This window comes from Bacillus sp. AR8-1 (assembly GCF_008042345.1).
GTDB classification, from domain to species: Bacteria; Bacillota; Bacilli; order Bacillales; family Bacillaceae_G; genus Bacillus_A; species Bacillus_A cereus.
Map to the genome: position 1 here is coordinate 1 of NZ_QNUB01000067.1, position 13340 is coordinate 13340.

Sequence of the window (13340 nt, forward strand, 5' to 3'; positions counted from 1 at the left end):
ATTATATATTATATATATAGTATTATTTATTAATAGTTATATAGTATGTAATACTATTAATGGTTTAAGGGGTTTGTTTTAGGGGTTTGATTTTCTGAGTCAGGAGGTTCGGAGATGACCAGAATTGATGGTTATGTTTCAAAGAAGACAATACGACTATGGCTGGAGAATTACGAATCACTGGCTGTAGGTGATCGGTTCCCTGATGCGCCGCCTAGCTTTACTGGACCTGGTGCACTGGATGGGAAAGGTGATGGACGGTTGAATAAGATTGTGCTGGATCAGGCGATTAAACAATTACCGAAGAACATGAAATATATAGTACTTGCTCGGTATGTGTACAAGATTCCTAGAAAGAATACATTACGGACTATGAATATCACTGCAAAATTGTATTACGCACGCTGTAGACAAGCCGTGGATTTATTGCACATGAGTATTAACGGTGATATGGCGGGTATGAGAAGTTTAATAAAAAATTTGTACGAGGCTTGACAAGGCGGGGTCATAGTAGGTACAATTTATGCTAGGATGGTGAAGTTGTGTCCTACTCCAACAATAAATAATACGCATAGCCATGAGGCCCGTGATGAGGGTATCATGGCTATTTTTATGTCCGTTGGATTGGACTGACTGTGGCGTATATAGTAGGTAGAAACTAAGGTGACTACTGTAGTAGTTATCTAACTGTCGGCAACACGAAAGTGGAAACCAATGGGTGTTTTTATCAGCCGAGCTCGCTGAGGGAGAAAGACCTTTGAAACTCAGGGGGTGGAGTAGACTTTTTATTAAACAAAATAGTAATGTTAAAATACTTTTAAATATTTATAGTGTTGCACGAATGCATACAGAATTCATGAGTGCCTCCTGAATTCCTACATTGTTGGTAACACTTTTCAGCTGACGCGTATGCTGTTTGCACTTGATATGGATTACCCCAGAAACAATAGTTATAACAATAATTAGGCATACCACCATTCTGAATGCATGCTAAAAAACATTGTATTTGTTGATTTGCGCTACTATAAGGTGCCGCTTGGGTTATACTGTTGGGTACTGTAGATGTTGTGTGTTGATATGATGTATGCAAAGGATGTTGTTTAATATATATATTACATGCCTCATGACAAGCATCATGTGGCCATCCCTTTTCCATGCAAAGTTCCATACATTCCTCATAGGTAGGGGCACGGTAATAAAACTGATTATACAAAGAAACTCACTCCTTCTTTTCTTTTTCTAGATATTATATTTAGTTGTATACTTAATGATAATTGTCCAAGGTTTATTAGGCGATTGGCTATTGAATATAGAATAGTTTATAGTGTTGTAGAATTTAAAGAGTTCCCTTTCGGTATCATAACTTAAAGGTTTTGACAACGTTTTGGTGGTGTGGTAATATCAAGGTATCAAACGGTGTCATAACTTAGATTCATTAGTTAGCGCCGAAATGGAGCTGATACGAATGAAATACGGATACGCAAGGGTAAGTACAGTTCACCAGGACTTAGAAGCACAGATTCAAACGCTAGAGAAGGAAAGTTGCGATACAATTTATTCAGAGAAGTTCACCGGTACTAAAGCTGATCGGCCTAAGTTTAAGGAATTGCTATCGAAGCTGGAGTCAGGTGATACGTTGGTAGTTACTAAGCTGGATCGCTTCGCACGTTCAACTGTCGATGCGATACATACTGTACGAGAACTATTTGAGAAAGGTGTAAAGGTTCACGTGCTAAACATGGGGCTGATAGAGGATACACCGACAGGACGTTTAGTATTCAATGTCATGAGTGCGTTCGCTGAATTTGAACGTGACATGATTGTTGAACGAACGCAAGAAGGTAAAGCTATCGCTAAACAACGTGCAGACTTCAGAGAAGGTAGACCGAGGAAGTATAACAAGAAACAAATTGAACACGCATTAGGCTTACTAGATAAGCATTCATATACGCAAGTAGAAGAAATGACTGGAATCAGTAAAAGTACACTAATACGAGCAAAAAAGAAAAAAGAGTCGGAAAAATAATTTCGGCTTTTTCTTTTTGTTCGAGAAAATATTCAGTCCCCCGGGGGAGGTCAAATCTGGTGAGGGGCTGGCAGGCGCTCGTAACGTTCCGCCAGAATTTTTAAACTCGGGGGGATAAGCTATAATTATATTATTATGTTAGAATGTAATAGCATAATATATATAATAAAGGAATGATATTTATGGCTTTGAAAGAGGAATTTTTAGCTCTTAGCTCTGGAGTTTATCTTGCAAGTTGTGCGGTAGGTTATTTAGATGAGCATGCTTCAATTGCGTTTGAGGATTTTAAAGAAGAAATAATAGACAGTATTGTACGCCCTAAAAAACGTACTGCTCTACATGTTTATCTTGACTCTTTTGGGAGCATGGCAGATCATTTGAGAGATGCAAAGGAAGGGGACTTAGAAAAGGATTTCAAGTTAGTTACTGAACTACTTAAAGAAGTGAATTTAGAAGCAGAATTACCTGAGCTAAACTTAGATAGTTGTGCAGAAGATTGTCAGCATGATGGGTGTGAATGTGATAAAATTTTGGATCAGTATTTTGATTATGTGTATGAACACTCTTCCGTAATTGATGCTCGTATTGTACAAGCAGCTTTTCAGATTCTGTTCCAAGACAGACAGTTTTTACGTAAATTTCATTTGGAATTAGCAAGATTTATAGAAAAAAATATGGATGCAATAAGAGAGAGGCATTCTGATCATGTAACCCAAAGAGGTTATATCAAACGTAGACCGTTCCCAGTTTGGTTGAAAACGGCAGTCTTTCACAGAGACAAAGGTACTTGTACTTTTTGTAGACGTGATTTAACGCACTTAGTAAGACCACAAAATATCAAACACATTGATCATATTGTACCTTTAGCTTTGTATGGAAGTAATGATGCATCAAATTTTCAATTGCTTTGCGAAACTTGTAATACATCTAAAGGAGCAAGATCCACAAAAACAAGTGCAGTAAACGTTCCTTTTTGGAATTTAGACTAGTAATTACATATGGTTTAAGGGCAAATTGAGAAAAAGGCAATCGATACTAAATCGGTTGCCCTTTTCTATTTCACGAAGAAAGGGGAGCGAAAGAATGGCGAAGTTAGACGAGTTAAAACAGAAACTTACGGCTAAACAAATTCAAGCGGCGTACTTGCTTGTAGAAAACGAGTTGATGGAATCGAATAACGAGGAAAAAAGAACCCAAGACGAAATGGCGAACGAGCTTGGTATAAATCGGACAACGCTTTGGGAGTGGCGAACTAAGAACCAGGACTTCATCGCATTCAAGAGTGAAGTGGCCGATAGTTTTCTCGCAGAGAAGCGCGAGCAGGTATACAGCAAGTTAATGCAGTTAATTTTAGGGCCGCAACCGAGTGTAAAAGCTATGCAATTGTATATGCAACGATTTGGTTTACTGACTGATAAGAAAGTAATCGAGGGTGATCTAGGAAATGCGACCCGTACAAATGCGGAAATCGAAGAACAGCTTCAGAAATTAAAAAAATTGACAGGCGAGTAAAAGGAGGGCGGGCTACATGGCATATATAGACGGTAAATGGTTAGCCCGTCATGAACGTCAGGAGCGTATCAATCTTGTAGCAGAAAGAGCAAAGAAGTTACAGGAGTTATACGAAACTGGTGAGGCTACAGAATATTACATGGATACACTACTTGCTGACATCGATGAGCTAGAAAAGTTAAAAAGGGTGCATCTTGGAGAACATGACATGTTGTACTTCATGTATGAGTATTTCTCGGAAGAAGGAAATCCTGGGAATCCTGATAACTTAATTCCGGCTGGAGTAACGATGGATGATGCAGCTGAATTTCACCAAACGTTATGTGGGCTTTTAGATGACATCACAACAGGTAGGGAGAAAAAGAAAAAAGTGGCCTGGAGTGTAGGGCGTGGCCATGCGAAAACAGCATACCTGAGTAACGGTTATTTGTGTCATCAAGTCGTGTATCGATTAAAGCAGTACATTGTTTTGATTTCTGAAACATCCGATGTAGCCGGTGACTTTATATCGTGGGCACGTGATCAGTTAAAGTACAACGAGAAATTACGTGAAGATTTCGGTATCTTACTTCACGAACAAAAAAGCCGAAATGAAGTAGATAACGATAAAGAGTTCGTGACTTTAACAAACACGAAAGTCGAAGCGAAAGGTATAGGGACACAGGTACGTGGGTTACGTCACGGTTCTAAAAGGGTTCAGCTCTATATTTTGGATGACTTAGAAAGTAAGGAAAACACGGCGACGGTTGACTTGATTGCAAAAAACAAACGCTGGTTCAAAGAAGAATTACTACCAGGTTTAAGTCGACAAGAGGGTGCCTGTATTTATATGGGTACTATCGTTTGTTACGACAGTTTATTGCACCATGTTATTAAAAACCGTCGTGACTTTGTATCAAGATCATTCCCGGCAATTCTGAAATGGTCAGAGCGTGAAGATTTATGGCAAGAATGGCGTGAGATTCGTCAGGTCGATGATCCAGACTCGGCAGATCGTGCTCGCGAATTTTATGAACAGAATAAAGAAGAGATGTTACGTGGTACAAAAACGTTATGGCCATCACATTTCCCATACATCGATTTGATGGAAATTAGAGAAGATGACGGTACCAAAGCGTTTAACCAGGAGTATCTATGTAACCCGACTGACGAGGAAAGACAGATATTTAAACCTAAATATTTCACGTACTGTACTGAAGATGATTTAAAAGACAAAAAACTTTTGTATTACGGTGCGGTTGATTTCGCAATGGGAAAAGAAAAAGGTGACTACAGCGTAGTAGTTACACTTGCGAAAAACGTGGAAACAGGAACGTGCTACATTATTGATATTTTTATGGAGCGTGTGCATCCAAATACGTTGTTAGAAAAGGCTGTAGAATACACGCTGGCATATCAATATGAATCAATCGCTGTAGAGGCACAACAAGCACAGGAATGGTTTGCGGATAAGGTTGGAGAGGCATTGCAGAAAAAAGGATATCCTTCATCGACTCGTTTAAAACAAATTAAGCAGCGTACACGAAAAGCACTACGTATTGAGTCGTTATTACCAGATATACAGAGCGGTAAATTACGTTTTATGAAACATTTACGTGCTTTATTGGAGCAATTTGAAATGTATCCGATGCACCCACACGATGACGGTCCGGATGCGGTTCAAATGGCTTTTTCTATCGCATATAAACGTGCAAGACGTAAAGCAGGCACTACAGGGAATTCAAGATATTGAGAAAGGAGGGGCTTGAATGAGAGTACAAGGTGATCGTAATTTTATGAATCCAGTGGAAATTGTAATGCCAGTTCGTACCGCACTCGGCGATTCTGAGTGGACACGCATTATGTCTGAGGTTCGCTTGTATGAGCGTTATGAAGGAGACTTAAACGTATGGTCTGATTATAAAAAACCAGACAATCTCGACTACGAACCTACGAAAATACAACTTGATTATCCTCAAAAAATCGTAAACATGATTGCAGCGTGGCAATTTGAAAAAGAACCGAAAGTCACAGTTCCTCCTGATGTGATAGACGATCCAGCTCTTATGATTCAATCAGGATATGAACCTAGTGAGGAGCAACAAGCAGAAAACAGTAGAGCGAAGGCGAAGGAACGGTTATTAACATGGGTTTGGGATGATAACCGAATGCATGAGAAGTTATTAGCAGCAGCAAAGGACCGCGCCATTTCCAAAACTGGTGTGTATGCTCGGATTCATTACGATAAACGTCGCGGTGAATTTAAGATTATTTGGCATCCATCAACAGAAGTTATTGCAAAGTATAGCGACTGGGATATAGACCAACTGGAAGAGATTCATTTTATTGCATGGCTTGATGAAGAACAAACGAAAATGTGGAAATTATCGTATTACTTAGTTTGGCATGAAGAAGCTGGTGAGTACGACTGTGAAATTGAAGAGGCTGTATACAACGGTGACTTAGAAAAACAAGAGGATAGGGTTGAGCGCTCATCAATGGGCATCGATTTTATTCCCGTTGTACCAGTGCCGACTGAAAAGCTCAGTAAGCGAACTACAGGTTATAGTGAGCTTGAAAAAACGATTAAGCTTTCTGACGAAATCGACAAAAAGATGTCTGATTACTCGGATGCATTACGTTTTGAAATGTTCGCCATTACGTTACTAACGAATGTAGACGAGGATCCAAAGAATCCACTTCAAGTTGCACCAGGTGCAAAATGGGATTTAGGTGATGGTGCGGAAGATGCAGGTGAACCAAGCGCTAAAAAGCTAGAAAGTGGATTCCGATTTAAAGAAACCATTGAAGCGTATCTGGACCGATTGCAAAAACGCCTACATGAAAAAGCAGAGGTACCGATGGTGAACACTGCTGACATGAATACAGGTGGTATAAATGATATGGCTGTACAGCTTTTATTCAGTAACATCATCTCGAAAACACAACGCTCATGGGTTATATGGCAGTCCCGTCTACAAACCTTAAATGAGTATATTTTGCGTTATATGAAAGCAAGGCAGGATGACCCAAAGTTCAAATACGATAAAGAAATGTTAGCAAAAGTAGATAACTATTATGCTAGCAAGATTATTTTCGGTTTACCGTTACCTCAAGATCAAAAAGCACTTATCGAACAGTTAGGCGATGAAATTTCAAACGAAATCGAATCAATTAAAGGTGCGATTACGAGAAGTGGTAAAGAAAATGCAGAACAGAAATTCATGGAGATTATGCAAGAACGAATGTTGAAACGACAGTCTCAGGATCCGTATAACGAAAAGTAATACTTGCCTTACGAAATGGCGCTATAAACTTTCGGAAATTATAGCCGACAGGCTCAAAACGGAGGATTTGCTAATGGAATACGCAAAACAAGCTACAGCATTAAAGTATTTTGTAGAAAAAGTACAAAAAACACCTAAGTTCCCACTTCGGTTAGACCTTCAGTTTTTCTCTGATGGTGGCGGTTCTGGAGATGATCCAGACAAAAAACCTGGAGATACTGACGACCCGTCAAAAACTTTTACGCAAGAAGAACTAGACGAAATTGTTAAGAAGCGCTTAGAACGTGAACGTGGTAAATCCGCTGAGAAATACGGTGACTACGATAATGTAAAAGCGAAATTAGCAGAATTTGAAAAAGCTGAAGAAGAGCGTAAAAAGCAAGAAATGACAGAAATTGAACGTTTGCAGGCTGAAAAAGAAGAAGCTGACAAAAAGGCACTAGAAGCTTCCGAAGCAGCGCAAAAAGCACAAGAAAAAGCAAATACACGTATTCTAAATACGGAAATTAAGAGTATTGCACGTGCTTTAGATGCAAATGATCCAGGTGATGTATTGGCGCTTTTAGATAAGTCGACTATTCAACTTGATGAGAATGGTAATTATCAAGGAGTTGAAGAGGCTGTTAATGCGCTAAAGGAAAATAAACCTTGGATGTTCAAGAAAGTTGTGGGCGCAGATGCAGCTGGTGGCGCGAATCCAGGAACAAATCCGAGAGCGAATGAAATTCTTGCTTTAGAAAAAGAGCTGGAAGAAGCAAAAACAAAAGCGTTAAAAGATTCAAAATTTGCGGGCGAAGTAACACGTATTTATAACAAGTTGTTAGAAGCGAAATCGAAGAAATAACGGATCGTTGATTAAAAGTCAGCGGTTTTTTAATTTTCAAAATTTGAGGGGGCTACAAATATGCCAGTACCAACTACGTACGAATTTCAACAACAAGTAAGACAAATGCAAGCGAATGTGGATTTAATTCTCACGAAAGCACCAGTTCTTTTCGGCTTAATTGGTGTAGGAGACGCTTTAACACAAACTAAATTTGAATGGCAGAACGACTATTTAAACTCTGATACAGGTATTGTAAAAACTGCCGCAGCTGTTGGGGATACGGACCTAGTTTTAGAAAAAGGCGAGGCTCGTAAATTCACTGAAAATGCTCTGGTACAAAACGGCTTAGAAGTACTACGTGTAGTAAGTGTCGATGAAAACGCGGATAAAATCACTGTGCAACGTGGTTACGATAGTACGAAAGCGGAGGCAATTACAGCTGGTGGTGAATTAAAAGTCATCGCAAGACCGAGACCAGAAGGTGAAGATGCTTTCCGTAAGAATGAGATCAATGACCGTTTAGTGTCATATAACTTCTCACAAATCTTTTCAAGATACGCATCTGTTTCACGTACACAACAACAAGTGAACACATACGGCGTATCAAACGAATTAGATTATCAAGTAAATCTGCGTTTACAAGAGATGATTCGTGAAGCGAACACGTCTTTAATTTATGGCCGTAGAAATAGCGGTTCTCCGACACAACCGCGTACTACAGGTGGTTTATTTGCATTTACAGGTATTGAAGGTTCTCATAAGCAAGATTTTAAAGGGAACGAAATCGCGGCTAAACCACTGAATGACGCTGTAGAGCAAGTGTTTACTCGAGGCGGTTCAGCAAACACAATTTTATGTGGACCGAATATCGCACGACAAATCACAAAACTTGGTGGCGATACAATTCGTACTACGCGTCAAGATACTGCGGCAGGTTACCAAATCTTATCGTTTGTATCGGATTTACCAGGTGGAGCGATTTCTAGTGTTGTAGTTGATTTAAATATGCCTAAAGATCGTGCGTTACTTCTTGATACAGAAAAAGTAAAGGCACGTTACTTAACTCCAATTTATGACCAAGATGCTACACCAAATGGTGCTGACTACTTTTCTCGCGTCATTCGTGGGGAATTTGGATTTGAAGTTAAGAATGCGAAAGAGTCTATCGCTGTTCTTGAAAATATCTCTAAAACAATGGCTTAAAAGGTAGCGTGTATGCTACCTTTTTTGTATTTTGAAAGGAGTTTTATGCATGTCTATTTCTGAAAGTCAAGCACAACGTTTAAACAGATCGATGCCGATTGCGAAAGACACATCACTTGGCAATATTATTAAAGGTCTTGAAGAAAAAGTAGCTCTAATACCCAAAAAGGTTGATAAACAACCAGATAGTACAGCGACTGACGTAGCGGGTGTAGTAAAAGACTTAAACGCCCTTATTGCAAAGTTAAAAGCTGCAGGAGTTATGACGCCTTAACAAAATTACAGTGACGGAGGTGACACCGAATGAAGGTGTCGGAAAGACTGGAGAGTCGGTTAGCAAAAGTTCCAAAAGTAACTCCGGAGGACATCGGAAATTGGTTGTCTGAAGCCGAAACTGAGTCAGAGTTAACTGAAAAAGTAAATGCAAATGCTGTTTTTTATCTTGCGTTGTCATTTGCTTATGAATCAATTGCAGCAGACGCAGCGCGCTATTTTTCTTATACAGATGGTGAAGAATCGGTTGATAAATCGATGATCTTTGCGAATTATAAGAAGTTATCAGTGGACGCGCTTAAAAAATACAGGAAGTATCGACGTGGAAAAGGTACTCATCAAACATTTGCTAAGCGTGCAGATGGGAGATGATTACATGAGCGATTCTCAACAAGAGATGGATGCAGCGCTCGATACCATTTCCGAAGAATTTAAAGAGGAGCACGAAAAACAAGTTTCTGATACTGTAAAGGCCATTATCCTAATACGTTTGTTTTTAGTTGATTTATTGAATGAATATCAAAAGGATGGAATCGTGAAGCGTAGTAGGTTAAATGCGTTATTACGAGATCTTACTTTATACGAAAAAGAATTTCGTAAACAAGCAGAGCGGTCATTCCATACATTGATTGAAAACACATCGAAGTGGACCACATCAAAATTATCAGAGGCAGGTTTGGACGTGAAATCTATAACTGCGGTAAATAAGCAAATTATTCAAGGGGTTATAAAAAGACCTGGTGAAGATGGCTTAGTTCTGTCTGATCGTGTATGGAATTTATCTGGAGATATGAAAGATCAATTAAGTAGTGTCATTCGTCCATCTGTATTAAAGGGCGAGAGCATTACAATGATTTCTCAAAAGATAAAGGAAGTACACGACAATGAGAAATGGAAGATTGAGCGTGTAGCAATTTCTGAGAGTACTAACACGTACCGAGCAGCTACTATACAGAATGGATTAGAAAGTGAAATTGTGACAGGTTATCAAATTATTGATAATGGCCATCGCCACAGATACCACTCAAAGCATATGTGTTACAAGCTAGCAAGACGTGATGCATACGGTTTAGGGGCTGGAAAGTATCCGAAAAATATTCCGGAAAGCCTTATGAATCAATTAATAAGCCCACATCCACAATGTTCGTCACGGCTGAACTACTTAATAAGCGAGGAGGTGTAGCAATTGCTTACTGAAGATGATATAAAAGAGATTCGAGAAAATCGTGAAATGATTGAGCAGGGACGTAGAGAACCGGTGATTTTATACATTAAAGGGGTTTCTGAAAAGGATCCAATTACAGGAGAAGAAATCCAAGGTGACCCCCGAAAAGAAACTGTTCAATTAGTTTGGAAGAAATTCACGTCAGTGGAAAAGACGAAGTTCGCTGATCTCGATGTTAAAAAAGGAGAGGCGCTTGTTACATTTCCTCTTAATGTGGACTTAGAGAACATTGAAAAAATTGAACATAAAAGTGTTTTTTACGTTATCGAACTTATCGATGAACGAGGGCTTGGTGGTGTAAACCGTCGTGAGGTCATTGTAAAGAGGGTGATTTGATGAGAATCAGAGTTGTTGTTAAAGGAAAATCAAATGTGTTAAAAGCACATAACCCCAATAGTTACAAAACACCAATTGAGCAAACGGTAGAAAAACATACACGCTTACAAGCTAATCAAGCCTCTAATCGAGCACCGATATTACACGGTCCTTTATCTGAAAGTATTCCTGCAAGTGTAAAGATGGTAGTCGGTGCGAGAATTATTGGTACGTATGGATCTCCTCTTATTTACGCGGCGGTACAAGAATTTACGCACAAAACCAAAAAAGGTTTTATGCGTAAAACAGCATTTGAAGGTGAGCAACCATTTGTTGAGGATATAAACAAAACTGTTCAACGTGTAACAAAGGGGCATTAATTATGTTGAATGATGTAATGTATTCATTAAAAAAGTCGCTGGACGTTTTTGCACCTACTACATGGATATACGATGGTGTTTCTGTATCAGGAAAAGACAAGCCTTTTATTACTATCGAGGATTTGTCAGGTAAAATTGATAGATTTTCAAAAGAAAATTTCTCGCGAGATCATCTTATCCAAGTAGGTGTTTATGCGGATAAAGTTTTTGACAGGAATGATTTGCAAGATAAATTAATTAACCGATTCGAAAAGGGTTCAATTGACTTGTACGATACAAGTAAAAAGAATCCAGAACGAATCGGTTTTTTTAATGCAAAAGTAAAGGATTTCGAACCACTATCTCAAAAAGATGTTGAGATTTTAACAGCGAAACATTTGAGTTTTATTACTATAACAATCAGAAATTAGAGGGGGACTAAAAATGGCAGAAGTGAAAAAAAGTAATGCACCTGAGTTTAAAGGTGCCGAAACACTTTACTTGATTGACATTCCGCAACCTGACGGGAAAACTACAAAAACAGTCCGATTTTTTAACCAAACGTCAGGTTCACGGTCAATTGAGGCTGGAGAAATCGAGTTAAAAACGAAAGATAAGAGTGGATCTGATTACGGTGACGTAACACAATCCGCTAGTATTGAAGGGATTTGTACTGAAGGTGACGAGGGACTTGATTATGTAGAAGAAGCAATTCTTAATAAAGTATTAGTAAGAATTCATGAAGTTAACCTACGTAGTGCAACCGCTTCTGAGTTTAAAGTTAAATCAGGAACATACATGTTGAATAGTTTGGAACTTTCTCATGAAAATGAGGAGTACTCAAAGTATTCTATCGGCTTAAAATTAAACGGGAAAATTTCTAAAGGGACGCTTAATAAAGTACCAGAAGGTGCACCTTCTGGTGATGTAGCTACACCAGGAACTGAATAAGGATGTTTTGAGGAGGATGAGAGATGGAATCTATAACAGAAATAATTGCTGATTTTGAAAAAAGAATTAACGATCTACAAAGAGATAATGAAGGTTTAATTCAAACGTTAAATTGTGTTTCAGCAGGTGTAAACGAATTAAACAGAAGGGTCAATATGTTAGAAGAGGGATTAGCAATGAAAGCTGATATAACTCATGTTCAACTAATAAATAAACAATCTGAAATAATTAAGAAGATTAATGATAGTAAATTGGTAGGGATGGATTGTAAGGTTGGGGTTTTATTAGATGGAAGAGTTGTAGCGGAATCCATTGTCGAACATACAGCTGATTCAATCCAAGGTCGCGTAGTAAAAGGGAGTGAGATAAATGAAACTAGATAAACAAGAACAAGCGGTTGCAATTGGTACATTTATTTCAATGCTAGGACAAGACCTTGTAAATGAACGCATCGATAAACAGAAATTAGAAAGTGTACTTCCTATCTTTAATGAAATGCAAGATAATACAACACCAAAGCAAAAGAGAGAAGCAATGATTAGTTTGCTTGGTAAAGCAGTGGATGAATTCCTGGAAAATAAATAATTGAGATTTGAATAAGCGTTCATATAAACGCTTTTTTATTTTGAACAAAAAATTGGAGGTAATTATTATGGCTGAAAAATCATATACGCGTTTCGTAATTAATGGTAAAGAACAAGAACTGAAATTCTGTTTACAAGCACTGAGATTATTAGATGAAAACGGTGGGCCGATGCAATTCGTTTCTCAAACCATGCAGGGCGGAATTACTAATTTCACGGATGTGGTTTATTACGCACTGATTCATACAAATGAGGGAATCACGTATGAGGCAGTACAGAAAGAGATTGAAAATATGTTTAATGCAGAAAAACTAGACCTTGATGAAATTCTAAAGTACAACAAAGCTGTTGTGTTAAATAGTTTTTTCTTCCAGAAGACAGTGAAGAAACTTCTAGGGACAATGACAGCGGAACAACAGAAATCGTTCGAGAACCTGTACGCATAAATATTGATGAATTGCAAGGTGAGTGTTTTCGTTTTTTTAATATGACCACCTTGCAATCTTGGCGTATTAGTCTCAAGGAATATCACCTTATGTTGAACGGATATAAGGAACAACTACTTGATAAGTACGAGTTTGCAAGTGTACAAGCTTTGTTTAATCGAAATGCTCAAAGTGACAAAATCAAGTCATTAGCGGATATATATACACGTCCAGAAAGTGTTCGTGATATTGAAAAACAAGCAAATGAACGGAAGGAAGTAGTTGAAAAAATTCAAAGGAACGAATCGTTTTTTGATCAAATAGAATCAATGATTAGAAGTCAAATACAAGAAGAGGAAGGGTAGGTGAGGTGAA

At 38.4% G+C, this 13340-nt stretch carries 19 protein-coding genes; all 19 read left to right on the forward strand.

The features are described from left to right. The first annotated feature begins 114 nt into the window (after positions 1–114). Positions 115–495 (forward strand): hypothetical protein, encoded by a 381-nt coding sequence (locus tag DN400_RS28080; RefSeq protein ID WP_147802064.1) that lies wholly within the window; start codon positions 115–117, stop codon positions 493–495. 970 nt (positions 496–1465) lie between these two features. Continuing rightward, positions 1466–2026 carry a recombinase family protein gene (locus DN400_RS28085; protein ID WP_030025191.1) on the forward strand — a complete coding sequence of 187 codons (561 nt, stop codon included), beginning with the start codon at positions 1466–1468 and terminating at the stop codon, positions 2024–2026. A 182-nt stretch (positions 2027–2208) separates the two neighbouring features. Beyond that, a complete protein-coding gene (locus tag DN400_RS28090; RefSeq protein ID WP_147802065.1) occupies positions 2209–3015 on the forward strand; it encodes an HNH endonuclease in 807 nt (268 codons plus the stop codon). 94 nt (positions 3016–3109) lie between these two features. Further along, a complete protein-coding gene (locus DN400_RS28095; protein ID WP_001086032.1) occupies positions 3110–3538 on the forward strand; it encodes a phBC6A51 family helix-turn-helix protein in 429 nt (142 codons plus the stop codon). A 16-nt stretch (positions 3539–3554) separates the two neighbouring features. Beyond that, positions 3555–5270, forward strand: coding sequence for a phage terminase large subunit (gene terL / locus DN400_RS28100; RefSeq protein WP_147802066.1), 1716 nt, complete (start codon positions 3555–3557; stop codon positions 5268–5270). A gap of 16 nt (positions 5271–5286) precedes the next feature. Next, entirely contained in the window at positions 5287–6804 is a 1518-nt protein-coding gene (locus tag DN400_RS28105; RefSeq protein WP_147802067.1) for a phage portal protein, read from the forward strand. Between the two features lie 73 nt (positions 6805–6877). Beyond that, positions 6878–7648: a phage scaffolding protein gene (locus tag DN400_RS28110; protein ID WP_147802068.1), complete on the forward strand. Its 771-nt coding sequence runs from the start codon at positions 6878–6880 to the stop codon at positions 7646–7648. Between the two features lie 60 nt (positions 7649–7708). Further along, complete coding sequence (locus DN400_RS28115) at positions 7709–8833, forward strand: SU10 major capsid protein (protein WP_147802069.1); 1125 nt, start codon at positions 7709–7711, stop codon at positions 8831–8833. Between the two features lie 49 nt (positions 8834–8882). Further along, positions 8883–9107, forward strand: coding sequence for a head fiber protein (locus DN400_RS28120; RefSeq protein ID WP_097855787.1), 225 nt, complete (start codon positions 8883–8885; stop codon positions 9105–9107). A gap of 29 nt (positions 9108–9136) precedes the next feature. Beyond that, complete coding sequence (locus DN400_RS28125) at positions 9137–9478, forward strand: hypothetical protein (protein ID WP_141505613.1); 342 nt, start codon at positions 9137–9139, stop codon at positions 9476–9478. Between the two features lie 4 nt (positions 9479–9482). After that, entirely contained in the window at positions 9483–10289 is an 807-nt protein-coding gene (locus tag DN400_RS28130) for a hypothetical protein (RefSeq protein WP_097855788.1), read from the forward strand. Positions 10290–10292: 3 nt separating this feature from the next. Next, positions 10293–10667: a hypothetical protein gene (locus DN400_RS28135; RefSeq protein ID WP_097855789.1), complete on the forward strand. Its 375-nt coding sequence runs from the start codon at positions 10293–10295 to the stop codon at positions 10665–10667. Beyond that, positions 10667–11026, forward strand: coding sequence for a hypothetical protein (locus tag DN400_RS28140; protein WP_147802070.1), 360 nt, complete (start codon positions 10667–10669; stop codon positions 11024–11026). The genes DN400_RS28135 and DN400_RS28140 overlap by 1 nt, the downstream gene beginning before the upstream one ends. 2 nt (positions 11027–11028) lie before the next feature. Then, entirely contained in the window at positions 11029–11436 is a 408-nt protein-coding gene (locus DN400_RS28145; protein WP_000930922.1) for a hypothetical protein, read from the forward strand. A gap of 13 nt (positions 11437–11449) precedes the next feature. Next, positions 11450–11956, forward strand: coding sequence for a phage major tail protein, TP901-1 family (locus DN400_RS28150; RefSeq protein WP_000852562.1), 507 nt, complete (start codon positions 11450–11452; stop codon positions 11954–11956). A gap of 23 nt (positions 11957–11979) precedes the next feature. Next, positions 11980–12339: a hypothetical protein gene (locus DN400_RS28155; RefSeq protein ID WP_147802071.1), complete on the forward strand. Its 360-nt coding sequence runs from the start codon at positions 11980–11982 to the stop codon at positions 12337–12339. Then, positions 12326–12541: a hypothetical protein gene (locus DN400_RS28160; RefSeq protein WP_000762691.1), complete on the forward strand. Its 216-nt coding sequence runs from the start codon at positions 12326–12328 to the stop codon at positions 12539–12541. Before DN400_RS28155 ends, DN400_RS28160 begins: the two co-directional genes overlap by 14 nt. 67 nt (positions 12542–12608) lie before the next feature. Continuing rightward, positions 12609–12986, forward strand: coding sequence for a tail assembly chaperone (locus tag DN400_RS28165; RefSeq protein WP_000818630.1), 378 nt, complete (start codon positions 12609–12611; stop codon positions 12984–12986). An 89-nt stretch (positions 12987–13075) separates the two neighbouring features. Then, positions 13076–13330, forward strand: coding sequence for a hypothetical protein (locus tag DN400_RS28170; protein WP_000931847.1), 255 nt, complete (start codon positions 13076–13078; stop codon positions 13328–13330). The last annotated feature ends 10 nt before the right edge of the window (positions 13331–13340 follow it).

Excerpts from the sequence above, each read along its gene's own strand:
- DN400_RS28090 (WP_147802065.1), top strand. The coding sequence starts at position 2,209 with ATGGCTTTGAAAGAGGAATTTTTAGCTCTTAGCTCTGGAGTTTATCTT.
- DN400_RS28125 (WP_141505613.1), top strand. The coding sequence starts at position 9,137 with ATGAAGGTGTCGGAAAGACTGGAGAGTCGGTTAGCAAAAGTTCCAAAA.
- DN400_RS28080 (WP_147802064.1), top strand. The coding sequence starts at position 115 with ATGACCAGAATTGATGGTTATGTTTCAAAGAAGACAATACGACTATGG.
- DN400_RS28110 (WP_147802068.1), top strand. The coding sequence starts at position 6,878 with ATGGAATACGCAAAACAAGCTACAGCATTAAAGTATTTTGTAGAAAAA.
- DN400_RS28170 (WP_000931847.1), top strand. The coding sequence starts at position 13,076 with ATGTTGAACGGATATAAGGAACAACTACTTGATAAGTACGAGTTTGCA.
- DN400_RS28145 (WP_000930922.1), top strand. The coding sequence starts at position 11,029 with ATGTTGAATGATGTAATGTATTCATTAAAAAAGTCGCTGGACGTTTTT.
- DN400_RS28120 (WP_097855787.1), top strand. The coding sequence starts at position 8,883 with ATGTCTATTTCTGAAAGTCAAGCACAACGTTTAAACAGATCGATGCCG.
- DN400_RS28105 (WP_147802067.1), top strand. The coding sequence starts at position 5,287 with ATGAGAGTACAAGGTGATCGTAATTTTATGAATCCAGTGGAAATTGTA.
- DN400_RS28085 (WP_030025191.1), top strand. The coding sequence starts at position 1,466 with ATGAAATACGGATACGCAAGGGTAAGTACAGTTCACCAGGACTTAGAA.
- DN400_RS28155 (WP_147802071.1), top strand. The coding sequence starts at position 11,980 with ATGGAATCTATAACAGAAATAATTGCTGATTTTGAAAAAAGAATTAAC.
- DN400_RS28160 (WP_000762691.1), top strand. The coding sequence starts at position 12,326 with ATGAAACTAGATAAACAAGAACAAGCGGTTGCAATTGGTACATTTATT.
- DN400_RS28150 (WP_000852562.1), top strand. The coding sequence starts at position 11,450 with ATGGCAGAAGTGAAAAAAAGTAATGCACCTGAGTTTAAAGGTGCCGAA.
- DN400_RS28140 (WP_147802070.1), top strand. The coding sequence starts at position 10,667 with ATGAGAATCAGAGTTGTTGTTAAAGGAAAATCAAATGTGTTAAAAGCA.
- terL (WP_147802066.1), top strand. The coding sequence starts at position 3,555 with ATGGCATATATAGACGGTAAATGGTTAGCCCGTCATGAACGTCAGGAG.
- DN400_RS28130 (WP_097855788.1), top strand. The coding sequence starts at position 9,483 with ATGAGCGATTCTCAACAAGAGATGGATGCAGCGCTCGATACCATTTCC.
- DN400_RS28165 (WP_000818630.1), top strand. The coding sequence starts at position 12,609 with ATGGCTGAAAAATCATATACGCGTTTCGTAATTAATGGTAAAGAACAA.
- DN400_RS28115 (WP_147802069.1), top strand. The coding sequence starts at position 7,709 with ATGCCAGTACCAACTACGTACGAATTTCAACAACAAGTAAGACAAATG.
- DN400_RS28095 (WP_001086032.1), top strand. The coding sequence starts at position 3,110 with ATGGCGAAGTTAGACGAGTTAAAACAGAAACTTACGGCTAAACAAATT.